Origin of the sequence: Gordonia alkanivorans (assembly GCF_004011905.1) — a bacterium.
GTDB classification, from domain to species: Bacteria; Actinomycetota; Actinomycetes; order Mycobacteriales; family Mycobacteriaceae; genus Gordonia; species Gordonia alkanivorans.
Window position 1 is genome coordinate 1,348,004 of record NZ_CP027114.1, and the last position, 24,541, is coordinate 1,372,544.

At 69.0% G+C, this 24,541-nt stretch carries 19 protein-coding genes; 12 read left to right on the top strand and 7 right to left on the bottom strand.

Translation table 11 applies throughout. The features are described 5' to 3' along the window. Window positions 1-131: 131 nt before the first annotated feature. Complete coding sequence (locus C5O27_RS06190) at window positions 132-1,769, top strand: NTF2-like N-terminal transpeptidase domain-containing protein (RefSeq protein ID WP_035753751.1); 1,638 nt, start codon at window positions 132-134, stop codon at window positions 1,767-1,769. A 36-nt stretch (window positions 1,770-1,805) separates the two neighbouring features. Here C5O27_RS06190 and C5O27_RS06195 read toward each other — a convergent pair whose 3' ends face one another. Together C5O27_RS06195 and C5O27_RS06200 are read right to left on the bottom strand one after the other, a co-directional pair. Further along, window positions 1,806-2,255: a DUF3054 domain-containing protein gene (locus C5O27_RS06195; protein ID WP_006357082.1), complete on the bottom strand. Its 450-nt coding sequence runs from the start codon at window positions 2,253-2,255 to the stop codon at window positions 1,806-1,808. 6 nt (window positions 2,256-2,261) lie between these two features. Then, window positions 2,262-3,419 (bottom strand): lysylphosphatidylglycerol synthase transmembrane domain-containing protein, encoded by a 1,158-nt coding sequence (locus C5O27_RS06200; protein ID WP_127962198.1) that lies wholly within the window; start codon window positions 3,417-3,419, stop codon window positions 2,262-2,264. 76 nt (window positions 3,420-3,495) lie between these two features. On the opposite strand from C5O27_RS06200, the gene C5O27_RS06205 reads away from it, so the two are divergent. The 3 genes from C5O27_RS06205 to C5O27_RS06215 are packed head-to-tail and all read left to right on the top strand — an operon-like array spanning window position 3,496 to window position 6,723. Continuing rightward, a complete protein-coding gene (locus C5O27_RS06205) occupies window positions 3,496-4,776 on the top strand; it encodes an AI-2E family transporter (protein ID WP_127962199.1) in 1,281 nt (426 codons plus the stop codon). Continuing rightward, a complete protein-coding gene (gene macS, locus C5O27_RS06210) occupies window positions 4,773-5,993 on the top strand; it encodes a MacS family sensor histidine kinase (RefSeq protein ID WP_127962200.1) in 1,221 nt (406 codons plus the stop codon). Before C5O27_RS06205 ends, macS begins: the two co-directional genes overlap by 4 nt. 34 nt (window positions 5,994-6,027) lie before the next feature. Further along, window positions 6,028-6,723: a response regulator gene (locus C5O27_RS06215; RefSeq protein WP_006357086.1), complete on the top strand. Its 696-nt coding sequence runs from the start codon at window positions 6,028-6,030 to the stop codon at window positions 6,721-6,723. Window positions 6,724-6,765: 42 nt separating this feature from the next. On the opposite strand, the gene C5O27_RS06220 is transcribed toward C5O27_RS06215, so the two are convergent. The 4 genes from C5O27_RS06220 to trmB form a co-directional block, all read right to left on the bottom strand. Then, complete coding sequence (locus tag C5O27_RS06220) at window positions 6,766-8,112, bottom strand: MFS transporter (RefSeq protein WP_127962201.1); 1,347 nt, start codon at window positions 8,110-8,112, stop codon at window positions 6,766-6,768. 183 nt (window positions 8,113-8,295) lie between these two features. Beyond that, a complete protein-coding gene (locus C5O27_RS06225; RefSeq protein WP_127962202.1) occupies window positions 8,296-11,553 on the bottom strand; it encodes an MMPL family transporter in 3,258 nt (1,085 codons plus the stop codon). Window positions 11,554-11,782: 229 nt separating this feature from the next. After that, window positions 11,783-12,469, bottom strand: coding sequence for an NYN domain-containing protein (locus C5O27_RS06230; RefSeq protein WP_127962203.1), 687 nt, complete (start codon window positions 12,467-12,469; stop codon window positions 11,783-11,785). Beyond that, window positions 12,466-13,254 carry a tRNA (guanosine(46)-N7)-methyltransferase TrmB gene (trmB, locus tag C5O27_RS06235; RefSeq protein WP_006357090.1) on the bottom strand — a complete coding sequence of 263 codons (789 nt, stop codon included), beginning with the start codon at window positions 13,252-13,254 and terminating at the stop codon, window positions 12,466-12,468. Before trmB ends, C5O27_RS06230 begins: the two co-directional genes overlap by 4 nt. 191 nt (window positions 13,255-13,445) lie before the next feature. Between trmB and C5O27_RS06240 the strand changes: the two genes are divergently transcribed. From C5O27_RS06240 to C5O27_RS06275, 8 genes are all read left to right on the top strand, one after another. Beyond that, a complete protein-coding gene (locus C5O27_RS06240; RefSeq protein WP_244216601.1) occupies window positions 13,446-14,312 on the top strand; it encodes a hypothetical protein in 867 nt (288 codons plus the stop codon). After that, complete coding sequence (locus C5O27_RS06245) at window positions 14,309-15,793, top strand: ERA-like protein 1 (RefSeq protein ID WP_127962205.1); 1,485 nt, start codon at window positions 14,309-14,311, stop codon at window positions 15,791-15,793. The genes C5O27_RS06240 and C5O27_RS06245 overlap by 4 nt, the downstream gene beginning before the upstream one ends. Next, the gene (locus tag C5O27_RS06250; protein WP_006357093.1) at window positions 15,790-16,236 is read left to right on the top strand and encodes a DUF6802 family protein; all 447 of its coding nucleotides are present in this window, start codon (window positions 15,790-15,792) and stop codon (window positions 16,234-16,236) included. The genes C5O27_RS06245 and C5O27_RS06250 overlap by 4 nt, the downstream gene beginning before the upstream one ends. Window positions 16,237-16,409: 173 nt before the next feature. Continuing rightward, complete coding sequence (locus tag C5O27_RS06255) at window positions 16,410-18,236, top strand: phosphoenolpyruvate carboxykinase (GTP) (RefSeq protein WP_127962206.1); 1,827 nt, start codon at window positions 16,410-16,412, stop codon at window positions 18,234-18,236. A gap of 62 nt (window positions 18,237-18,298) precedes the next feature. Next, the gene (locus C5O27_RS06260; protein ID WP_040537150.1) at window positions 18,299-19,306 is read left to right on the top strand and encodes an esterase-like activity of phytase family protein; all 1,008 of its coding nucleotides are present in this window, start codon (window positions 18,299-18,301) and stop codon (window positions 19,304-19,306) included. Between the two features lie 122 nt (window positions 19,307-19,428). Continuing rightward, the gene (locus C5O27_RS06265; protein WP_127962207.1) at window positions 19,429-20,256 is read left to right on the top strand and encodes an ABC transporter ATP-binding protein; all 828 of its coding nucleotides are present in this window, start codon (window positions 19,429-19,431) and stop codon (window positions 20,254-20,256) included. 21 nt (window positions 20,257-20,277) lie between these two features. Next, entirely contained in the window at window positions 20,278-22,824 is a 2,547-nt protein-coding gene (locus C5O27_RS06270; RefSeq protein ID WP_127963776.1) for an ABC transporter permease, read from the top strand. 95 nt (window positions 22,825-22,919) lie between these two features. Continuing rightward, the gene (locus tag C5O27_RS06275; RefSeq protein WP_127962208.1) at window positions 22,920-23,705 is read left to right on the top strand and encodes a hypothetical protein; all 786 of its coding nucleotides are present in this window, start codon (window positions 22,920-22,922) and stop codon (window positions 23,703-23,705) included. A 17-nt stretch (window positions 23,706-23,722) separates the two neighbouring features. Here C5O27_RS06275 and C5O27_RS06280 read toward each other — a convergent pair whose 3' ends face one another. Continuing rightward, window positions 23,723-24,484, bottom strand: a complete 762-nt coding sequence (locus C5O27_RS06280) for a class I SAM-dependent methyltransferase (RefSeq protein ID WP_127962209.1) — start codon at window positions 24,482-24,484, stop codon at window positions 23,723-23,725. Window positions 24,485-24,541 lie beyond the last annotated feature (57 nt).

The following is a 24,541-nucleotide window of genomic DNA, read 5'->3' on the forward strand; positions in this document are numbered from 1 at the left end:
GAACGGAACCACCCCCGGCCGTCAGCTGTGGCGCGAAGATTGCGGGACGAGACGCGTTCGTGACCGGCTTGATTCCCGACTGGAAGCTGGGAGCGTCGATTTCGAGTGTTACAAGAGTGAAAATTGTCGTCATGAAGATCTGGGTCAAGCGCGCAACGTCCGCCGCTTGTGCCGCGGTCGCCTGTGCCGTCGTCGTGAGCTCCTGTTCGCTCACCGGAACGTCCAACACCGGTGCCGCCGCCGCCATCGACGCTTTCGCCACCGCGCTGAGCCGCCAGGACGCCGGCGGTGCCGCGCAGTTCACGACGGCCCCTGGTCAAGCCGGTGAGAGTCTGACCACGACGCTGAAAGAGATGTCGGCACAACGGATCGACGTCGACATCGAGAAACCCGTCGAGTACAGCGACGGCACCGCGACCTTCGCCCTGACCACCAAGTGGAACTGGGACAAGGGGCGCGTCTACGAGGCGAACAGCGAGGGAACCGCGCGGAAGCTGTCGTCCGGGTGGAAGGTCACCTGGGATCCGGCGGTCCTGCATCCCGGCCTCGGTGCCGGCGGCCACCTCCGCGAGATCCGCACCGACGCGACACCCGCGCCGTCGGTGCGCAGCTGGTCAGGCAAGGTCTTCATGTACCTCCAGCCGGTCAACGAAATCGTCATCGACCCTGCACAAACCCGCGATCTGGCGGCCACGACGCGAGCGCTGGCCGGCGTGATCGCGCCGATCGCGCCGCTGATCACCCCCGCGGTCATCGGCGAGAAGCTGGCCGAGACGCCGGGTAAGCCGGTCATCGCCGTCACGCTGCGCGATCCCGACATGCAGGTTCTCGCCGGCGACCCCGGGCGGGTGCCCGGTGTGAGCGTCAACCGCACGGACAAACTCGTGATGGCCGACCGTCGGTTGTCGTCGCCGCTCGAGGACGGCCTGACCAACTACTGGCAGGCGATCCGCGATGCCACGGCCGGCTGGCAGGTCGAGATGGTCAACCCGGGCCTCCGGCCGCGCCGCCTCGCCGGTGAACAGGGGCCGCCCGGACCGGATGTGTTGTCGACCGTCGATCAGGGTGTGCAGCTGACCCTCGGCGACGCTGCGGTCGAGGTGGGGCAGCCGGCCACGATCCTGACCCTCGACGCGCAGAGTGGCGCCATCCTGGGCATGGCGCAGAACACCTATGCGGTCGAGCGTGGCATCGAGATCGATCGGGCCTACCCGGTCGGCTCGACGCTGAACCCGGTCTTCGACGAGGTCGGGCGCATCGCCGGGCCGCAACCCGAGAAGGCGGAGACGTTGCTCGACCGCCTCGGTCTCGGTGTCCAGTTCACTGTGCCGGGGGCCAGTGTTCCCACGCCGGGCCAGCCCGGGATCGCGACCATCGGCTACCGCCCGGGCCAGACCAACATGTCGATGACCAACATGGGTGCGTTCGGCGTCGCACTGGCACGCGCCGCGGCGGGACAGCCGTCATCGGTGGCGCCGTTCGTCCTGAAGAACGTGCCCACCAAGGTCGCCGGTGGTGAGCTCGGCGGCCTCGACCCCGCGCTCGTCGGTCCGATCCTGAAGGCGATGACCACCACCGCGGCCACCGGAGACGCCAGCGACCTCACCCGTGCACCCGGCTTGAAGGCGCTCGTCGGGACCAACGGCCCGGAAGGCCCCGGCTGGTTCGTCGGTGTCCAGGGCGGTCAGGTCGTCGTGATCTACACCGAGGGGCCGAAGTCGGGCACCGCTGCGCTCCAGGTGGCGCAGAAGTACTTCACCATCAAGTAGGCGCGAACACCGGCAGTCCGAGACGCCGGCGAGGGGTCAGCGGGTGGCGGCGCGGCGGCCCAGGTAGGCGAAGACCGCGCGCCACCCGAGCAGGAACAGCGCCAGCGTCACGGTCGCGACGATGACGAAGCTGACCGCCACACCCTGGCTGAGGATGAACCGCAGGATCATCGCGACGGTCACCGTGCAGAACCAGATGACGATCCCGACCGGCACGACGCGGTCGGGCCGGAAGTCGTGGCCGAAGAAGTCGCTGGACCGCACGTGGGCGTACACGTAGGTGATCGACCAGCCGGCCGCACATCCGACCAGGAACGGCCACAGCGTGTGCAGGAAGGCGGCCGGTGCGTACCCCTCTTCGTGGCTGGCCCGGCCGATCACCACGAAGATCGTGATGGCCACCGCGTCGAACAGGGCGGCGACCGGTCCGGTCGCGGTCCCCCGCACCGGCGAGGTCCCCTCCTCGGCGGGGTTCGGGATCGACATGGTGGATTACCGTACCGGGTCCGGCGGCGGATCAGTGTCGGACCCTTGACCGGGTTCCGTACCGGAGGAGTCCTCGCGCGCGGCCGCGTCGACGTCGCGCTCCACCGCGTCGATGAAGGTGTCGTCGCGCCTGATCCGGTTGCGGAACATGAGCGCGATGACGACCCAGCCGACCGCCGCGACGAACACGTAGCTGATGATGCGGTAGATCAGGACGGCGGTGATCGCGTCGGCGGCGGGCATCCCGGCACTGGTGAGGGCCGGGACCAGCACGGCGTCGACGACCCCGATACCGCCCGGGAGCAGCGGGATCGCGGTACCGACGGCCTTGCCCGCCGCGTAGGCGACCATCAGTCCCGCGATGCTCGGATGTGCGTCGACGGCCCAGCAGGCGAACATCAGACAGGCGACGTCGGCGACCCAGTTGAACAGGCTCCAACCGAAAGCGATTGAGGTGTCGCGCTTGGTGAGCTGGACCGCCCGGAGCTGTTCCAGCAACTCGAGGAGCTTCTCGGTGCCGTGATCGTCGGGCTTGTTGCGGATCTGGTTGGTCCACCCCAGCACCCGGATGCCGGTGCTCTTCAACGATTCGGGATGGCTCGCGAGGTACTGCAGGACGACGGCGACGGCGAGCAGCCCGGCCACCGAGAAGACGACCGAGAACGGGCTGGTCTTGGCGCCGGCGAGCAGTGCGCCGCCGAAGCCGAGAACCGCGAGTCCGACACCCGCGAGCAGACCCGACATCACGACCTGCCACGACGCGACGACCGGGGTCGCGCCCCACTTGCGGGTCTCGCGGTAGGTGAAGGCCGGGGCGAGCACCTGGCCGCCCGGCATCGTCTGGCTCAGCGAGTTGGCGGCGAGGATGACCGAGAGCGACTTCCATTGCGTCACCCGGACGCCGGCCGAGCGCAACAGCGCACGCTGGACCTGAGCAAAGCTGTCCATCGACAGCATCGCGGCCACGACGCAGGCGAACACCCAGTGCCATTTGATCTCGCCGATGCGCAGCCACGCCTTCTTCAACTCGGGCCAGATCAGCACGATCTCGACACCGAGGATCACCAGGACGACGGCAAGGAGGACCCAGCGCACCCACCAGAAGCGGGGACGGGAGGCGGGGCGGGCGGTCACGTCCCCCGGCGAGCCAACATCCTCCGACATAGGTGACACCCTAGGCCAGGGTGTACTCCAGCATGTCCACCACCGTCGGGTGACTCCACTGTCTACTGTTGCTCTCGTGAGCGAAGCCGAACCGGCCGGTCGGCCGTCCGTTGCCCCCGACCTCGCGTCCCTCGACCGTGCCAGGGTCCACCCGCAGGTGCGGGCCGCCGCGGAATGGGCGTGGCGACTGCTCCTGCTCCTCGTCACCGCTTACGTCGCCGCGAAGCTGTTCGTGGAGTTCGAAGAGGTCCTGGTCCCGGTCGCGCTGGCGATCCTCGTGGCGGCGATGCTCGTGCCCGCGGTCGACGCCCTCGACCGTCGCGGGGTGCCGCGATCGCTGGCGGTGCTCCTCAACATCCTCCTGGCCCTGGGCTTCATCGCCGGGGTCATGACCTTCGTGGTGCGCGAGTTCATGCGCGGCGTCCCGCAGTTGGTCGAAGAGGTCAGCGCCACCGTGGAACGCACCAAGTCGTGGTTGATCGAGGGGCCGCTCGATCTCGACCCCGAGCAGGTTCGCAACGCGGGCACCGACATCCTCGACTTCCTGCAGCACAACCAGGACCGGGTCACCAGCGGTGCGCTCGCGACCGCCACCACGGCGAGCGAGATCATCACCGGTGCTCTGCTCACCCTCTTCCTCCTCATCTTCTTCCTCTACGGCGGCGGCCAGATCTGGCGGTTCTCGACCGGCATCGTGCCCGCCGGAAGTCGTGACCGGGTGTGGCACGCCGGAATCGCCGGCTTCGGGACGCTCGTCGGCTACGTGCGGGCCACGGTCGCCGTGGCCTTCGTCGACGCCTGCGGTATCGGTGTCGGCCTGGCCATCCTGCAGGTGCCGCTTGCGCTTCCGCTGGCGTCGCTGGTGTTCCTCGGCGCATTCATCCCGATCGTCGGTGCGCTGTTGAGTGGTTCGCTGGCGGTGCTGGTCGCCCTGATCACCCAGGGCTGGATCGCGGCCGTGGTGGCCCTCGCGATCGTGGTCGGCGTGATGCAGCTCGAAAGCCATGTGTTGCAGCCGTTCCTGCTGGGCCGTTCGGTCCGGTTGCATCCGGTCGCGGTGGTCCTGGGCATCGCCGCGGGCCTGGTCTCGGCGGGGATCATCGGCGGCTTGCTGGCGGTGCCGCTGATCGCCTTCCTCAACACCGCAATTCGGCACCTGAAGGGCACCTCGGCTGCCCACGCCGCTTCCGAGGCGGTCACCGGCGGGTACGTCGCCGAACCCAGTGAACCCGTGTGGGACACCGCCGATCCCGATGCGACCGCGGACGTGCTGGCCGAAGGCGGGACGACGGCGGACGGAGAGACCCCGAAATCGGCCGAGCCCGAGTCGAAACCGCAGGACCCCGGGACGTCATGAGCGCGCAGCCGTCGGCGCGGTGGGTCGCGCAGATGCGGGACACCGAGGCGGGCCGGTTGGCCCGCGCCGCCGACGTCGATCCGGTCGGCCCACTATGGCGTGGTGCGCAGATCTTCCGGCTCCTGTCCTATCTCTACGCGCTCGGCTTCCAGCTGGCGATCAACGACGACCTGGAACATCGGGCCGTCGCGTGGGCGCTCTTCGGTCTGCTGACCGTCTGGACGGCGGTCAGCGGCGTCGGGTACTTCATCGGCTTCGCCCGCAACCGCTACTGGGTGAGCGTCGAGGTCGTCGTAGTCTGCGGCCTGATGCTGTCCACCTCGTATGTCGCCGACGCCGATTGGGCGTGGAACAACCAGACCTGGCCGACGACGCTGTGGGCCACCAACGCGGTCATCTCGGTGGCGATCCTGGCGGGACCGGTCGGCGGGATCGTCGCCGGACTCGTCGTCGGCGGGACGAGCACGTTCGTCAAGGGCGAGCTGAACCTGAACTTCGGACGCAACGCCACGATCATCGTGATCGTCGCGACCGGTATGGCAGTGGGGCTGGCCGCGGCGAATGCCCGGCGCTCCCATGAGAAGCTCTCGGCGGCAGCACGAATCGCGGCGGCAGCCGAGGAACGCGAACGCCTGTCGCGCGAGGTGCACGACGGAGTGTTACAGGTGCTCGCACTCATCGCCCGGCGCGGACGTGAGATCGGCGGGCCCACCGCAGAACTGGCTTCGCTCGCCGCCGAACAGGAACGGGCTCTGCGCCGATTGATCTCCGACGGCGACGCGAGCCCGGAATCCGTGCTCGACGGCGCAGGAGGAACCGCCGACGTCGACCTCGCGGCCGCCCTGCGGGTCTTCGCCGACGACCGGGTCTCGGTGAGCGCACCCGCCGACCCCGTTCCGGTACCGGCTCACATCGGGCAGGAGATCCGCGCCGCGGTGGTCAACGCCCTCGACAACACCCACCACCACGCGGGTCCCGGAGCGCGAGCCTACATCCTGGTGGAGGATCTCGGGGACGACGTGGTGGTGAGTGTGCGCGACGACGGCGTCGGGATCGGTGAGGGCCGGTTGGCGCAAGCGGTGTCGCAAGGCCGTCTCGGTGTCGCGAAATCCATTGTCGGACGGATCGAGTCGCTGGGTGGCAGGGTCGTCCTCGACACCGAACCCGGTGGCGGGACCGAGTGGGAGTTCACCGTTCCGCGGCAGTTGGGCCGGTAGGACCGAGGGTCGGCGGGGCTGATGGGAGAGACGGATGGGCACGGTCGAATCGGAGGGTGGGCGCATGGTGGACGGTGAGGCCGGACGGCTGCGGATCATGGTCGTCGACGATCACCCGATCTGGCGCGACGCGGTCGCCCGAGATCTCGCCGACGAGGGCTTCGACGTGGTCGCCACCGCCGACGGGGTGGCCAGTGCGGGCCGACGTGCCGCCGCGGTCACGCCGGACGTCGTGCTGATGGACATGCAACTCCCCGACGGCTCCGGCGCCGATGCGACCGCGGAGGTGCTCGAGGTCTCGCCGCGCACCCGCATCCTCGTGCTGTCGGCCTCCGGGGAGCGCGACGACGTTCTCGAGGCCGTGAAGGCCGGGGCGAGTGGATATCTCGTGAAGTCGTCATCACGCGAGGAGCTGGTGTCCGCGGTCCGTGCGACCGCCGACGGACAGGCGGTCTTCACACCCGGACTCGCCGGCCTCGTCCTCGGCGAGTACCGCCGGATGTCGCAGCAGCCGGATGCCTCCCCGGCGACGCCGGTCCTGACCGAGCGGGAGACCGAGGTTCTACGACTCGTGGCGAAAGGGTTGAGCGCCAAACAGATCGCCCGGCGATTGTCCCTCAGCCACCGCACGGTCGAGAACCACGTCCAGGCCACGCTCCGTAAACTGCAGTTGGGCAATCGGGTGGAGCTGACCCGCTACGTCATCGAGCACGGCCTGGAGGAGGACTGAGTCCTCGTCCAGACCGTCCGTCGAACCTGTTGTGCCTGGCGACTATTCGGTGGCAGCGAGCGCGGTCGGCAGGACCGGCGTCGGCGGCGCCTCCCTCGGTGTGACCACCAGCAGCGTGGCCGCCGCGCCGGCCAGCGCGATGCCGGCAAACAGGTAGAACGCCGTGCCCGACGAGATCCCGGCGCCGATCAGCAGACCGCCGACGGCCGGACCGACGATCCCACCCAGGCGGCCGAAGCCGGCACACCAGGCGACACCCGCGCCGCGGGCCTCGGTCGGATAGAAGTTCGACACGAAACCGTAGATCAGCACCTGGGTTCCGATGGTGCCCGTGCCGGCGACCGCGACAGCGGCGAGCAGGATCGGCAGCGGCAGACCGAAGGTCAGGCACACGAGCGCAAAGGTGGCCAGGCAGAACGATGTCGCGACCACCTGCTGCGGGCCGCGGCGATCGGCGAACCGGGCGGCGATCAGGCCGCCGACGATGGCGCCGCCGTTGAGGACCAGCAGGAACGACAGCGATCCCTTCGCATCGAATCCGTTCGCCTTCATGATCTGCGGAAGCCAGGTGTTCAGGCCGTAGGTCAAGAGCAGTCCGACGAAGCTCATCATTCCCAGAAGCATTGTGGGAACAGCGAATCGGCGTGTGGCGAGGGCGGCGAAGCCGAGTTTCGCGGGCACGGATTCCGGCGCGATGCAGAGATGGCGTGCGCGCAGATCCACGGGAATACCGGTGTGCGCACCGATCCGACGGGCCTCTTCGTACCGTCCGCGTGCCGCGAGCCACTGCGGGGACTCGGGCATCTTGAGCACCGCCAGCGGAAGGAGCGTGACGAGGGGCAGTGCTCCGATCCAGAACAGACCGCGCCACCCGATGTGATCGGCGAGCAGCATCGCCAGCACCGAGGCGAGGACACCGCCCGCCGGGACCCCGCTGTAGACGATGGCGTTGAACAGGTTTCGCTTGGAGGTCGGCGCGAACTCGGCGACCATCGCCCCCGCGGTCGCGACCAGGCCGCCGATGCCGATACCGGTGAGACAGCGCAGGATTCCGAACGAGACGAGGTCGGTCGCGAGCGCGGTGAACGCCATGCCGACCGAGAACCACACGATGTTGAACAACATCATCCGGCGCCGGCCGACCCGGTCGCCGAACGCTCCGGCCGCCAGGGCGCCGATCATCACGCCGACGAGGGCGTAGGAACCGAGAGCGCCGGCGGTGGCCGGGGTGAGACTGCCCAGTTGTCCCGGGTCCTCGAGCAGCGTGGGCAGGACCGTGCCGTAGACGACGAGGTCGTAGCCGTCGAAGACGATCGCGACGGCGGCGAGGGTGACGATCCAGAGCACACTGCGACGGTGCTCCGGAGACGTCCAGGTCGAAGAGTCCATGCGGGCTGTACCTCCAGCGTTGGTGGGCTGGAAGACATCATGCGTGCGGTGTGGGCACAGTCACATCGGGGCAATGTCCAGTCCTGACCAATCCGCGTTTGATCCACGCCGACACCGGATCCATAACGAGAACGGCCGGCGGGGGCGAACCCCCGCCGGCCGTCGGCGATCACTTCTCGGTGCTCATTTTTCGGAGCGACTGCGCTTCAGCAGCTCCTGCACGCTGATCTGGGCGTCGTCACCGGTCTCGGCCGAGCGGGCGTGCCGGTCGGTCCGGGGGCGGCGACGGCCCGAGTCGGCCTCCCCGGACGGCGGGACGGGGCCGGTTCCCGGACGGGGCGTGGCCGCCGGGGTGGCGTCCGGACTCAGTCCCCGCTCCATCGGAGACGGCCCCGACGTCCGGCGACCCCGGGTCGTCGGTGTCGAGTTCTCCGGCGACACGGAAGCGGCCAGTGGTCGGCGACCCGCGTCGTCGAGGCTCGGGCGTCGACCCAGCGGGGACCGCGAACCCGCGTCACGCGCAGGTGCGTCGGTCGGTGCAGGTGTACGGACCGGCGGCGCCGGCGGGGGAGTGGTGCTCGTCGAGCGGTCGCCGCGAGGAGCGGGATCGCCGAGACGGATGCCACCCTCGCCGAGGGTCCACCCACCGGTGTCCGGGCGGTCGCTCTTGGGCAGCGTCGACCGTCGGTACGGCGCCGTCGGGCGACGCTCGGGGCGGGGTGCCTCGGCCTGGAGGCCGGACGGCTGTGCGGTGGGCGGTGCCGACGGACCGACACGGCCGGGAACCGCACGACCGGGGACATCACCGGGCACGGGTGCCGACGGGACCGGACCGGGGCCGCCGTTGCGGACGGGCGGACCGGGCTGCCGTGTCTTCGCCAGCGGCGCGTTGGTCATCGGAGCATTCGGCTGGGGTGCATTGCCCTGGGGCTGGGGCTGGGGCGCTCCGGGTGCGGGACGCGGAGGGACGGTCCGGCGACCATCCGGTCCCGGGGCCCCGCGGCGAGCGGGTACGGCTCCGGCGGGGGCGGTGCGCGGCCGGGCCGCGGCCATGACCGAGGTCGGGGCCTCCGCGACCAGCGTGCCCGCACTCATCTTGCGTGCCGCGCTGGAGTCGCGCTGCTCGTCGGGCTCGTCCTCGAGCACGGCCTCGCCGAGACCGATCTTGCGCTGCACGGTCTGCATCCAGCGAGGTGCCCACCAGCAGTCATCACCGAGCAGCTTCATCACCGACGGCACGAGCAGCATGCGGATCACGGTGGCGTCGAGGATGAGCGCCGCGATCATGCCGTAGGCGATGTACTTCATCATCACGATGTCGGACAGGCTGAATGCGCCCGTCACCACGACCAGGATGGCCGCCGCCGCGGTGATGATGCCGCCGGTGTGGGCGATGCCGCTCCGGATGGACTCGGTGGTGCTGGCTCCCCGTTGTCTGGCCTCGACCATTCTGGAGAGCAGGAACACCTCGTAATCGGTGGAGAGACCGAAGATGATCGCGATGATCAGGACCAGGATCGCCGCGAACAGCGGACCCGGGGTGAAGTTCGCGAGTCCCGCGCCGTGGCCGTCGACGAAGATCCAGGTGAGGATGCCCAGCGTCGCGCCGAGACCGAGAGCGGTCATCAACGCCGCCTTGATCGGCAGGACCAGCGATCCGAACTGCAGGAACATCAACAGGCCGGTGATGAGGACCAGCATGATCGCCATCAGCGGCAACCGGTTCATCAGCGCGTCGATCGAATCCTGGGTGAGCGCCGGGGTCCCCGTCACGTACATGGTGAGGCCCTGCGTGTCGATCGCCCGGAGCTGGTCGATCGCCTTCGCCGCCTGGGTGCGGTCGACCAGGCCGGCCGAGACCTGGTAGACGCCCACGTTCGGGTACCGCTCGGCGTCGTAGGAACCGAAGCCGGCCTTGTCGGGGTCACTGAACTTGTTGGTGAAACCCGGGACCTCGTCGGCCTGACGGGCGATGGCCTCGAGCTTGTTCTGGTCTTCCTGGTTCGTCTCGTCGTAGACGATGACGAGCTTGACCGCTTCGGTGCGCTCGCTGGGGAAGTACTCGTCGAACTTCTCCTGGGCGACGCGTGCGGAGTTGTCCGGCGGCAGGAACTTCTCGCTGATGCCGCCGAACTGGATGCTGCCGAACGGGACCGTCAGGGCGAGGAGGAGGAGCACCGTCGGGATGGCCGTCTTCAGCGGGTTCTTCATCACCCACGTGGCCAGGCGTCCCCAGAAGCCGTTCTCGACTTCCTGGCTGGTCTTCATCCGGCCGGAGAACCGGTTCTCCAGCGCGACGGCGCGTTCCTCGGTCGAGAAGCGTCGGACCAGCGGGATCGCCGTGTACTTGAGGATCGAACTGATCGACAGCATGTTGACCCGCGGTCCGAGGATGCCCAGGATCGCCGGCAACACGGTGATCGACAGGATCGCGGCGAGGGAGACCGATGCGATGGCGCCGTAGGCCACCGACTTGAGGAATCCCTGCGGCATGATCAGCAGGCAGGCCAGGGCGGCGACGATGATCGTCGCCGAGAAGACCACCGTCTGACCTGCGGTCATCACGGTTCTTCGGACCGCCGCCTTCGTGGAGTAGCCCTCGCCGAGTTCCTCTCGGAACCGCGACACGATGAACAGGCCGTAGTCGATGGCGATGCCCAGACCGATGAGCGTGACCACCGACTGCGCGAAGATGTTGAGTTCGGTGGTCAGGGCGAGCATCTTCATGATGCCCAGCGAGCCCGCGATCGTCAGGCCGCCGATGAGGACCGGCAGACACGCCGCGATGACGCCGCCGAAGACGAAGAACAGCATGAGTGCGACGACCGGCAGCGCGATCACCTCGGCGCGCTTGATGTCCTTGTCCATGCCGTCGGCCATCGACCCGGCGACGGGTTGCAGACCGGCGAGTTCGAAGGTGGCGCCGGGGATGTCGAAGCGTTCGGCGATGTCGTCGAAGAACGGTTCGATGGTGTTGTAGTTCTCCAGTACCGACGTGTCGTCGTCGCCCGCGACGCCGATGCTGATGAAGGCCTGGCGTTTGTCGGGGGTGAAGAGTCGCTCCTGGACCGCGCTCTGGGCGGGCTGGACGAGGAACGGGTCGTAGAGGCCGGGGTCGCTGCGCCCGACGATGTCGGGGTGGGTCGCGATGAGGTCTTCGACGAAGGTCTCCACCTTCTTGCCGAAGGCCGGGTCGTCGACCGTCGTGCCCTCCGGTGGTGTGACCAGGAGGATGACATCAGACGTGTGATCGCGTCCCAGTGCCTTGTCGGCGTAGCGGGCACCGAGATCGGATTCCGACGTGGGGTCGAACCAACCGCTCTGACTCAGATGCTTGCTGAGGTCGAGACCGTATAGTCCGAGTCCCGCCATCAGTGCGATCATCACCGCGATGACGAGGAAGCGCATTCGATACACGAATGTGCCGATTACTCGGAACACGCTGATGTCCTTTCGTGTGCGACGTGTCGGGCGCCGGCCGCGATCGGGGGTGTCGGGCCGTCGATGCGCTCGGACGGGGCGCCGTGCCGGAGGTGAACGGTGCCGGTCGCGATTCTGTCAGTTCTTCGTGAGATCTTGACAGTGTTGCCTGAGTGATCCCTGAGGTGTCGGGGTCGGTGACGCCCTCAGTGAGCACCTCGGCGTCCTGCGACCAGGCACCATACGCCGGTCAGCGCAGTAGTGCGCTGAGCGGCCGGAACGGTGTGAGCCAGGCGCCTTCGTCCGGGAGCGAGTCCAGCCCGATGCGGGGCAGGGGCTCCCGGAACACGCCCGGGATGTCCTCGAGGTCGATGAACTCCAGTTCCTCGGTGGTGAGGGCCCAACTGGCGTGTTCGCGGAATCCGATGACGGTGACGGGCACTCCGTCGCCGGCCACTTCGAGGAGCGGCTCGCGGAACGCCTGGCCGTCGGCGGACGCCACGATCACGCCGGCTAGTCCCACAGTGTGCCTGCGAAGTTCGATGTGGTCGAGCATGTCGGAGTCCACATCGCTGTCCTCCGACAGCTTCGGCTTGGCGAAAACCGCAAAACCGACGTTACGCAGGGCATCCACCCAGGGACGCACAACATCGGCACTACCTGGGGCGATGTTGGTGAAGACGGTCGCCTCGGGCTCGACGCCGCCGCCGTTCTCCGTGAGAGCCGACACATCTGCCGTGCGTTGCAGCAGCCAGCGGCCCAAGGCGTCGAATCGAGGGCGATGTGCGGCGGTCGGACGGCCGCCGAGGAGGGCGCCGAGGCCCATGTCCATGTTGGGTGCGTCCCAGACCAGCAGCATCCGGCGTGTGCCGGTCTGGCCCGCGATGGTGTCCGCGAATCCGCCGGTTGTTCCGGCCGGGGTGGTCTGGTCGGTCATGCCGGGCTCCCGTCGAGGGTGTCGCCGGACGCGGAAGCCGGCGGGATGGGCCGCGTGTACACGAACTCGCTGACGTACCGGCCCTCTCGTTCCGCACGACCCTCGAACTTCGTCGTCGGCCGCTCCAGCAGGATCGGGGACTCGCGGGTGAGCTGAACGACGTGGGGGCGGTCGGCGTCCTGGGTGGCGAGCTTCTCGGCGATCCACTCGGCATAACCCGCGTGGTCGGTGGCGATGTGCAGCACGCCCCCGGGGACGAGACGGTCGGCGATCAGCTCCAGTGTGCCCGTCTGGACGAACCGGCGCTTGTGGTGACGCGACTTCGGCCAGGGGTCGGGGAAGAACAGCCGGACGCCGGTGAGGCTCGACGACGGGATCAGTTCCCGCAGGACGATCGACGCGTCGCCGCGGATCAGGCGCACGTTGGTCAACCCGTTGCGGTCGACGAGACCGAGCAGCTGGGCCAGTCCCGGCTTGTAGACCTCGACCGCCACCACGTCGACGTCGGGTTCGGCCTCGGCCATCGCGGCGGTCGAGATGCCGGTGCCGCTGCCGATCTCCAGCACCTTCGGGTTGTCCCGGCCGAACATGGCGTCCAGGTCGAGCTGGGGTTCGGGAATGCGCTCCGGACCGATCTCGAGGTCGCGGCCCAGGACGGGCCAGAGGGTCTCCCAGTTGCGTTGCTGTCCGGTCGTCAAGGTCCCCCGGCGGAATCGGAAGCTCGTCACGCGGGGGTACAACCGTGACCTGTCAGCGCTGTTGTTCACCCGTCCATCGTTGCGCATCGTGGCCTGTCCGCGAAGTCGCGGGTGATCGTGTCCGTCGAGCGGTCGGGGATTCGTGGGGACAGAACGCGCTGTCGGCGGGGATGTGGAGGTCCGGAAGCCCATCGGGGTCAATCCGGATTAGTCTCGGGCCAGCCGCGGAACACGCGGGGTGTCGGGTGGGGAAGGGCTGTTGAGACGTGGGGGCGAACGTGCGCACGACGACGAACCCGCCACCCGGGTGGCGGCCGCCCCGGGATCCGCTTTCGGCGGCCGCTGAGCAGGGCGGACTCGCCGACCTCGTCGAGCCGTCGTCGCCGCTGGTCCCGGTCCTCTCCGCGGCCGGACAGCGCTTTCTGCGTCCTCTACATGTGCAGGTGGTCGGCCGGCCGGGCGTCGGGCGCGACACGATGGCGCGCGCCCTGCGGGAGCGACTCGCGCCGACCGTGACCGGTCTGGGCGAGGACGCACCCGCCGCCGACCTCTGGCTGCACGTCCTGGCCGGGCCGCCGCGCCGCGCCGACCACGAACTGCTGAGCTCGCTGCCCGCCGACCGCGTGGTCGTCGTCCTCGGCAAGGCCGACACCCACCCGGACTGGGAAGCCGCCGTCGATGTCGCCAGGCGATGCTCGACGCAGCTGGGCCTTCCCGTGCACGCCGTCTCCCAGCTGCTCGCGTGTGCCGACCTCGGCGCCGCGGAGTTCGCCGCCCTCACCCGGCTGGCCGCCGAGCGGGCCGAGATGCCGTCGATGGCCGGCCGGTTCCTCGCCGGTGCGCCCGAGTCGGAGGAGCGGTTGCTGCGGCAAGGACTGCTGCGCCGGATCGACGCGTTCGGCATCGGCACCGCGCTGCGGCTGATCGCGGAGGAATCAGAAGAGGCGGCCGACGCGGATGCGCTCAACCGTGCTCTTCACGCCCGAAGCGGGGTTACGCAGCTCGGCGCGGCGTTCGGTGACCGCGTGGGCCGCGTCCGCTTCTGGCGCGAGGTCGAGATCCGCGCCGAGCTCGAACGTGCCGCGGCCCGGGGCTGCGATCGGGAGAACGCCGAACGTCTGCTCGCGGCCGGAGGTGCCGGATGAGTACGCGGGTTCTCGAGGCAGCGCGGGAACTGACCGGATTCGACGCCGCGGCCGTCGGTACCGGCTCCGGGGTCCTGGTCGTCGGGACCGACGGCGTCGGAGTGCGCACACTCGTCGACGCCGTGCGGGAACTGGCCCCCGATCTCGAAACCCACGCCCGGGCCCTGGAGGTCGGAAGCCAGCCGGGCGTCGCGCTGGTCGTCGTCGACCCGTCGTCGTCGGTGGGTGACGAGGAACTCCACCTCGTCGAGCGGGTGCGTGGGACGGTCGGGACCGTCGCGCTGGTGTGCACCAAGATCGACGCCTTCTGGGAATGGCCCCGCATCGTCCGTGCCCATCGCAAGACCCTCGATCCGTTCGGGACGATGCCGCTGTTCGGGGTGTCGGCGGCCGCTTCGCTGGGCGGCGCCGTCGAGGAGTCCGGGGTCGACGCACTGGTCGGCTGGATACGTGAGGCGCTCGAGGCCCCCGCCGCGGTGCGCATCGAGCGGGCCCGCCTCGCTGCGGGAGCCGGGGCCGTCGAACATCTGTTGGACGACACCGACGCCGGAACCGACACCGACACATCCGGCGCGCTGGACGAGCTGATGAGTACGCGGCGCCGGCTGGTGTCGTCGCGGGATCGCGGTCGGGTCGATCGACTCGCGGCCGTGCGCGCCGGCCTGACCCGAGCCCGCGCGCAGTCCTCGGCCGAACTGCAGTCTCGAGTCCGCGGGCTCGCGGCGCTGGTCGCCGACGCCGCGCCGGGGACCGGCGCCGAGCACCAGTCGTGGCTGCGCAGTCGGTGGGCCGACCTCGCCGACGGAATCCGCCGGGACGCCGACGAGCGCATCGACGAGGTCGCGGCCACCTCGCTCGTCGGGCTCGACCCCGAACCGTCTCCGCAGGAGCCGTGGCCGGAGACCCCGTTGCCCGTCGACGGGCCGGGCAACCGGCGGCGGCGCGGAGGTGCGGAGGACGCGCTGCTCGTCATCATCGGCGCCTCGACCGGATTGGGCGTGGGGCGTCTCGTCGTCGCGCCGATGGCGTCGGTGCAGACCCTGCAGTGGATCAGCATGCCGCTGACCCTGTTGCTGGGGATCGGCGTCGCGGTCTGGGTGATCCGCGTCCGGCGTGGTGCGCTGGATCGCGCCGACCGCACGGGCCGCAGCACCGAGCGGCTCACCGTCGCCCGCGCCGCACTCGACCACCAGCTCGGACTGCGGTTCGCCGCGGCCGAGACCCGGATCGCGGGGCAGATCGCCCGGGCCCACGAACGCCGAGCCCGGCGGACGAGCGAGCAGGTCGCGCAGATCGACGACGAGATCCGGAGGCTGCGCAGCGGCACGGCGAACCAGGACGTGCGTGTTCGCCGCGACCGCGCGGAAGCCGTGCACCGCGAACTCCTCGCCCGCTCCGAACAGCTGTGGGCGGATGACACGGACGAGAACGACCCGAGCACGAACGATCAGGCCGGCTCCGGCGAGGACGGGACAAGGTGAACGAGATGGATTCGATCTTCGACGGCGACCACGCAGGGGCCGATCCGCGCGACAGCGGCCGACCCGACGCGGGGGCGCTGTCGGGCGGGTCGTTCGAGACCGCCGACCTGCCCGGCACCGGCCCCGGGTTCGAGCCGCACGTCGACTCGGTCGCCGCGGTCCATGCGGAATCGGCCGCCGACGACCTCGACGACCACCTGTGGATGCACGAGGACGGCCGCATCTGGGATCTCGGCCCGGCGGAGGTCGACACCGACAACGACGGGGTCAACGACTCCCTCACGCGAAACGGTCCGGACGGGTTCACCGTGTACACCGACAGCGACCGGGACGGCCAGGTCGACAAGATCACCGAGATCGGCGCCGACGGCGGCTTCAGCTCGGCCGTGCTCGACCCGGAGACCGGCGAGTGGATTCCCGGCGGCTCGGGGCGTATCGGCTGAGCAGGCCGACGGCCGTCTTCCAGGGACTTTGGTCCCATATCGCCTGAGTGTGGGATAAGCCGCAGTCGCCGACCCCCACACCTAGCGCCCGCTCGGTACACGTATCCTGGACACCTAGACGACTGACCGGTGACCATTCCAGCAGGTCACACGCTCGCCAGGAGGCCCCAACGATGACCGCAGCCACCATTCCCGGACTGGACCCGAGCAGCGCGCCGACCAACCATCAGGGTCTGTTGGCCTGGATCGCCGAGATCGCGGAACTGACGCAGCCCGATCGGGTCGTGTGGTCCGACGGCAGCGACGAGGAGTGGGAACGCCTCACCGACGATCTGGTGAAGGCCGGCACCCTCGTGAAGCTCAACGAGGAGAAGAAGCCGAACTCCTTCCTCGCCAGCTCCGACCCCGCCGATGTCGCCCGCGTCGAGTCGCGGACCTACATCTGCTCGGAGTCCGAAGAGGACGCCGGTCCGACCAACAACTGGGTCGAGCCCGCCGAGATGCGCGCCACCATGACCGAGCTGTACCGCGGCTCGATGCGCGGCCGCACCATGTTCGTCATCCCGTTCTGCATGGGCCCGCTGGACTCGGATGACCCGAAGCTGGGCGTCGAGATCACCGACTCCGAGTACGTCGTCCTGTCCATGAAGATCATGACCCGCGTCGGTCCGCGCGTCCTCGAGATCCTCGGCGACGACGGCTTCTTCGTGAAGGCACTGCACTCGGTGGGTGCGCCGCTCGAGCCCGGCCAGGCCGACGTGCCGTGGCCGTGCAACACCGAGAAGTACATCACCCACTTCCCCGAGACCCGCGAGATCTGGTCCTACGGTTCGGGTTACGGCGGCAACGCCCTGCTCGGCAAGAAGTGCTACGCCCTGCGCATCGCCTCGGTCATCGCCCGCGACGAGGGCTGGATGGCCGAGCACATGCTCATCCTCAAGCTCACCAGCCCGGCGAACAAGGTCTACTACGTCGCCGCGGCGTTCCCGAGTGCCTGTGGCAAGACGAATCTCGCGATGCTGCAGCCCACCATCCCGGGCTGGAAGGCCGAGACCGTCGGCGACGACATCGCCTGGATGCGCTTCGGCGAGGACGGCCGTCTCTACGCGATCAACCCGGAGTTCGGTTTCTTCGGCGTCGCGCCCGGCACCAGCTACGACTCGAACCCGAACGCGATGAAGACCATCGAGGCCGGAAATACCTTGTACACCAACGTCGCTCGCACCGACGACGGCGACATCTGGTGGGAGGACATCGACGGGCCCACGCCTGCGCACCTCACCGACTGGCTCGGCAACGACTGGACTCCGGAGTCCGGTCACAAGGCCGCACACCCGAATTCGCGCTACTGCACCCCGATCTCGCAGTGCCCGTCGCTGGCCGACGAGTGGGACGACCCGAAGGGTGTGCCGATCTCGGCGATCCTGTTCGGTGGCCGCCGCAAGACCACCGTCCCGCTGGTGACCGAGGCCCGCGACTGGCAGACCGGCGTCTTCATGGGCGCCACCGTCGGCTCCGAGCAGACCGCCGCGGCGGAGGGCAAGGTCGGCACCGTGCGTCGCGACCCGATGGCGATGCTGCCGTTCATGGGCTACCACGTCGGCGACTACCTGCAGCACTGGGTCAACATCGGCAAGAACGCCGACGAGTCCAAGCTGCCGAAGGTGTTCTACGTCAACTGGTTCCGCCGTGGCGACGACAAGCGCTTCCTGTGGCCCGGATTCGGCGAGAACAGCCGCGTGCTGAAGTGGATCATCGGCCGCATCGAGGGTGAGGCCGAGGGCATCGAGACGCCGATCGGCATCGTCGCCAAGCCGGAGGACATCGACGTGTCCGGTCTCGACGTGCCCGCCGAGGACGTCGCCGAGGCGCTGGCGTTCAAGGCCGACGAGTGGCGCGAGGAGATCCCGTCGATCGAGGAGCTCTTCGAGTTCATCGGCCCGAAGCTGCCGACCTCGCTGCGCGACGAGCTCGAAGGTCTCAAGCAGCGTCTGGCCTGATCGGCGATCGGTCCGGTAGTTCGGCCTGAGACTGATGTGACGGTTGAGGTATCGTGCCCCTCATGAAGCTACGTTTGTGGGGGGCCACGATCGCCGGTGCATGTGTACTCGGGTTGTCCTCTCCGCTCGCAGTTCAACCAGCCACGGCCGCACCGGCTTCCGGCGCCGGCGTCAGCGCGTACTACACCGACACGACGACGCTCGGCGACTTCGTCCCGACGTTCAACCGGATCACCGGCCTGGACCGGACCGGTAACGGTCAGTACGCCCTGATCGCCGAGGACGTGCTCCCCGCACGGTTCTTCACCGCTCGGATCGGATACTCCTCGGAGACCGCATCATTCGTGGGTCGACCGGCACTCAACGGCGGCGGTACCGTTCTCGGACCGTGGTTTGTGCCGCTGCTGCCCGGCGGCGCGCAGTTCGAGGGCATCCGCAAGACCAACGGCGGCTACACCGTCGTCAGCGGCGGCAACAACCAGTTCGTCCGGCAGATCGGCCCGCTGGGCCAGTTCACCCGCGACCTCCCGCTGCCGGCCGCGTGGCGTCCCTCGTCCAAGTCGGGCGTCGCCGGGCAGCGCGGGCTCACCGGCGTCGCGGTCGGTCCGCAGGGGCAGGTCTCGGTGCTGACCGCGGGCGGACTCAAGCAGGACGGCCGCACCTCGGCGCGTCTGCTCACCTTCGGCAAGCCCAACCGCGAGTTCGTCTACCGCACCGACGCCAACAAGGTCGCGGCCGACGTGCTGGCGATCAATTCCACCGACTTCTTGGTCCTCGAGCGTGGTGCGGGCAAGCTGACCAACATCTTCTGGACGACCACCCGCGGCGCGACGTCGGTGGCCGGTACGAAGAAGCTCTCCGGCAAGGAGAAGGTGATGCCGAAGCGTCGCATCTTCTCCACAACCGGCACGCCGCGCCTCGTCACCGGCGACATGTCGGGCCTCGCCTGGGGCAACTGGCATCCCGACACCCCGTTCGCCAAGGCACGCAGCCGGACCCTGCTCGTCGTCTCCCAGAACGCCGGGGCGCCCACCCGCGTCCACTCGTTCGAGGTTCAGCTGCCGAAGTAGTCCCTCCGCGGGCTCGGGGCCACTCGGGGAGCGGATGGGAGGGTGTGACAATTCCCGCCTCAGGGTGGTGTCAGGGGGTTACCTGATAGCCATTCGGCGTCGGATTTGGCACCGTTGAGGGCATGACGACGACTGATGCGGCCGCCCGCGATGCCGGAGCGCCGAAATACGGAGTGGCTGCGGGTGCGGAGAACCTGTCCAAGCGGTACGGCACGGGCGACACCGCCGTCGAGGCACTGAAGAGCGTTTCGATCCAGTTCCGCGAGGGCGAGTTCACCGCCATCATGGGTCCGTCGGGGTCGGGCAAGTCGACGCTGATGCACTGCCTCGCCGGCCTGGACGTCGCGAGCGACGGCCGCGTCCACATCGGCGACACCGATCTCACCGAGTTGTCCGACAAGGCGATGACGATGCTCCGCCGCGACCGCATCGGGTTCGTCTTCCAGGCGTTCAACCTGGTGCCGACGCTCACCGCGAAGGAGAACATCACCCTTCCGGTCGACATCGCCGGCCGTACCGTCGACACCGAGTGGTTCGACGCCGTCACCGAACGCCTCGGCATCACCGATCGTCTGGGGCACCTGCCGAGCGAGCTCTCCGGCGGTCAGCAGCAGCGAGTGGCGTGTGCCCGCGCTCTGATCGGCAAGCCGGCCATCATCTTCGGCGACGAGCCCACCGGCAACCTCGACTCGCGGTCCTCGGGTGAGGTCCTGTCGATCCTGCGTGCGGCCACCGACGAGTTCGGCCAGACCGTCGTGATCGTGACCCACGATCCGCGCGCGGCGTCGTACGCCGACCGTGTGGTGTTCCTGGCCGACGGCCAGATCGTGCAGGAACTCGCCCGCCCGAGTGCCGACGACGTCTTCGAGGTGATGAAGAACCTCGATGGGGTCCACCACACCGACGCCTCGTCCCAGTCGGCTCCCGCCGAGACCTCCAAAGCCCTCTGAGCCGTGGCGTCTTCATCGGTGATGCGCCGGGTTTCGCTCCGAAACCTGCGGGCGCACAAGCTACGTCTGTTCCTCACCCTCTTCTCGATCGTTCTCGGCACGTCCTTCGTCGTCGGTTCGATCGTGTTCACCAATTCCGTCTCGAAGGCCTTCACCGACATCTTCGACAGTGCCGCGCAGGGCGTGGCGGTCGAGGTGACGCCCGCTGATCGGCAGTCGCCGGGCGTTCCGCTGTGGGTGGTCGACCAGTTGCGTGAGCAGCGCACCGCACTCGGCATCGACAAGCTCGTCGTCAACAACAGCGGGTTGGTCACCGTCGCCGACTCCGACGGCAAGGCCATCCAGACGGGTGGCGCGCCGAGCGTCGGCACCACCTACATCCCGGAGAACGAGGCGCTCGATCCCGACGAGTCCCGGATTCTGCCAGGTGGTCGCGGGCCGGCCAACGCCGGTGAGATCGCCCTGAACTCCTCGGCGGCCGAGGAGGCCGGGCTGACGGTCGGGTCGAAGACCAAGGTCGTCATCGGCCAGGGCAATTCCACCCCGCTCGACGTCACCGTCGTCGGACTGATCGACCTGCCCGCCTCGACCGGCGGGTACGTCAACGCACAGTTCGACGCGGCGACCGCGTCGAACCTCTTCACCGACGGGCGCCACGTCGGGCTCGTCGACATGTCGGCCGTTGACGGGGTGTCCCCGAAGCAATTGCAGGAGCGGGTGCGCACCTTCCTCGGCGCCGATGCCGATCTGTACGAGGTGCGGACCGGCGATCAGGTTCGGGAGGACCAGAAGGAACAGGTCAACGAGTTCCTGCAGATCTTCCAGTACATCCTGCTCGCGTTCGCGGCGATCGGTCTGGTCGTCGGCACGTTCATCATCTACAACACCTTCTCGATGATCGTGGCGCAGCGTAACCGCGAGTTCGCGCTGCTGCGGGCGGTCGGGGCGAGTCAGCGACAGGTATCCCGATCGGTTCTGTTCGAGGCGTTCGTCGTCGGTGTGCTCGGCGGTGCGTTGGGTCTGGGCATCGGTATCGGCCTCGCTGCCGTGCTCAAGGCGGTCATCAGCGCGACGTCAGGACTGCCCGAGGGCGAGCTGACGATCGGGGTCGGTGCGGTGCTCGCGGGCATCCTGGTCGGCGTCGTCGTCACGATGATCAGCGCCTGGGTGCCCGCCGCCCGTGCTGCACGGGTGCCGCCGGTCGAGGCGATGCGCGCGTCGGCGGCCGAGGGATCGGCATCCCTGCGCAATCGCACCATCATCGGCGTGGTCATCGGCCTGGCCTCGATCGTCGCGATCGTGATCGGCGCGACGGACGAGGGCTCCGGGCCGGCACTGACGGTCGGTGCGGGCGCGGCCGGTGCGGTGCTGGCCGCGGTGCTGGTGGGTCCGGCGGCTTCACGTCCGTTCGTGGGGGTGCTCGGCCGCGCGATCGGTGCGCCGTTCGGCACGATCGGACGCCTCGCGCGCACGAATGCTGTTCGTAATCCCCGACGTTCGGCTGCGACGGCATTCGCACTGACGCTCGGACTGATGCTGGTGGCGATCATCGGCACGCTCGGCCAGTCGTTCAAGGGCACGGTCGACGATGCCGTCGACTCCGGTATCACCGCCGACTACATCCTCTCGGGCACCAACCAGGGGCCGCTGCCACCCACGGTGGGTCCCTCGGTGGAGAAGGTGCCGGGCGTCGGCGAGGTGGTCTCGTTCGGTGTCGTCCAGGCGAAGGTCGACGACCAGCCGGTGCAGGGATTCTCCGCGCTCGGTGGACCGCTGAACGACGTCACGGTGATGGACATGGAGGACGGCGCGTCGTCGGCGCTGCCGGCCGACGGGATGCTGATCAGTCACCGCACCGCCATGACGAAGGGCTGGGAGCGTGGTCAGGTCCTGAACTTCACCTCACCCATCGGTGAGCAGGTTCAGGTCCCCATCGCCGGCATCTATGCCGACAACGAGGCCCTCCAGCCGTGGGTCGTCGGCCCGGCGGTCTACGAGCGCCTGGTCCCGCCCCCGGCGCGTTTCGACGTCACGGTCTTCGTGAAGGCCGAGGCCGGCGCCGACCTGGAGACCCTGCGGACCGGGCTCGAGGACGCGACCGCCGGGTTCCTGACCGTCCAGGTCAAGGACCGCGACCAGTTCAAGGGTCAGATCTCCGCGCAGATCGACCAGATGCTGGCCACGCTCTACGCGATGCTCGGCCTGGCGCTGCTGATCGCGGTGCTCGGCATCATCAACACCCTGGCGTTGTCGGTGGTGGAGCGTAAGCGCGAGATCGGTATGTTGCGAGCGATCGGCATGGTCCGGGGTCAGGTGCGTCGGTCGATCTACCTGGAATCCGTGCTGATCTCGATCTTCGGCGCCGTGGTCGGCGTGATCCTCGGAACGCTGATCGGTGTGGCCCTGGTGCGCACGCTCGCGGCGTGGGGGCTGGGTGCGCCGGTGATCCCGTGGTCGCTGATCGTGATCACGCTGGTCGCCTCGGCGGTGGTCGGCGTGCTCGCGGCGCTGTGGCCGGCGGTCCGTGCCGCCCGGACTGGGCCTCTCGAGGCGATCGCCGACCTCTGATGTCCCGCTCCTGATCTGTGACCACGCGGCCCGGGTTCTGCCCGGGCCGCGTGGTCACAGACCGATATCAGGAACCGGATGACAGAATCGTCCGCATGACGCGACCACCCCAGGGCGATCCGAACAATCCGCGGAACGATCCGCCGGAGACCCGACAGTTCGATCCCGACTTCGACCCTTCGGCGCCGCCGTCGCAGGCCTACACCCAGCCGCATGCCGGTGAGCCGTATCCCGGCCCGTACACCGAGCCGCACCCCGGGCCCCAATACGGCGAACCCCACTACGGTCAGCCCCAGTACGCGGACCCCCAATACACCGGTGGCTCGCCGTACGCGGCGTCGCCATACGGCGCACCCCAGGGTGATGAGCCCCCGCGCGGCGGATCGTCGAAAGGACGCACCATCGGTCTCGCGCTGGTGGCGCTGGCCGCTCTGGTGATCCTCGGATTGGTCGTCGCGCTGGTCTCGAGGTCCGGCGGCGACGACGGCTCCTCCGCGGCGGCGGCCTCGTCGTCGACGACCGCCACCAGCGAGGAGACGACGACCAGTTCGTCCCCGACCACCACCACGACCACGACCGAGGAGACGACGTCGACTCCGACCAAGAAGCCGGGTCCGGCGACGGTGGTCTATCAGCTCACCGGCAACGGCGACGTCGTGGCACTGAGCTTCAGCAAGGGCGGCGGTCCACCGACCGTCATCGCGGCCACCGGGTCGCCCTGGTCGCAGCGGGTGAACGTGAAGGGCGACAAGGCGACCCTGTCGGCCATCGTCGTGCGCGGCCCGGTCACCTGCAGCATCCTCGTCGACGGGCAGCAGCTCGCAACCGCGACCAGCCAGGGCGGCACGCTGAACTGCACCGCCGACCTGTCGGCGGAGTAGCACCCGTGAGCCAGGGATTACCTCTTGCGCAGCACCAGCACGAGGTTGGTGCCCAGCACCTCGCGCAAGCCGGGGACGCGCATGACCCACCACATCCAGCGCGGGATGTAGCGCGGGAACGCGGCCAGGAGTTCGGCCCGATCGGTCACCGATCCCGCCCAGCGCAGGCCGTCGGTGGCGTGGACGGCGAACAGCGAGGTCCCGAAGAGGTTCTTGGGCGGATGGCCGTGGCGACGGGTGTAGAGACGCGCCGCGCGGTGTCCCCCGAGGTAGTGGGTCAGTCCCATCTCGTGGCCGCCGAAGGGACCCCACCACAGCGTGTAGCTGATGATGACGACGCCGCCCGGACGGGTCACGCGCAGCATGTCCTCGGCCATCTCCCACGGGGTCGACGTGTGCTCGACGACGTTCGACGACAACGTCACGTCGATGCAGTCGTCGGCGAAGGGTAGATTCTGGCCCGACCCGCGGACCGACCCGCGATGTTCGAGACCACCGGCATGCATCTCCGTCGGGTCCGGCTCGACCGACATGTAGTGCGCGCCCCGGGCGCGGAAGGCGTCGGCGAAGTAGCCGGGACCACCGCCGACGTCGAGGATGACGCCGCCGTCGAGGTCGGGGACGAACGCCTGCACCATGTCGGCGGTGTCGGTCGCCAGGGCGCCGTAGAAGCGGGCAGGATCGGACTGCTCGTACCGGAAGTCGTTCAGCAGCCCGGCCGCGCGCCGCAGGGTGGCCAGCCGGGCCATACGGTCGCGGCCGGAAGTCGTGGTCGTCATCGTCGGGAAACTCTAATCGACCGGGTCGTGGCAGTTCACCAGCTACTCGGCGGTAGG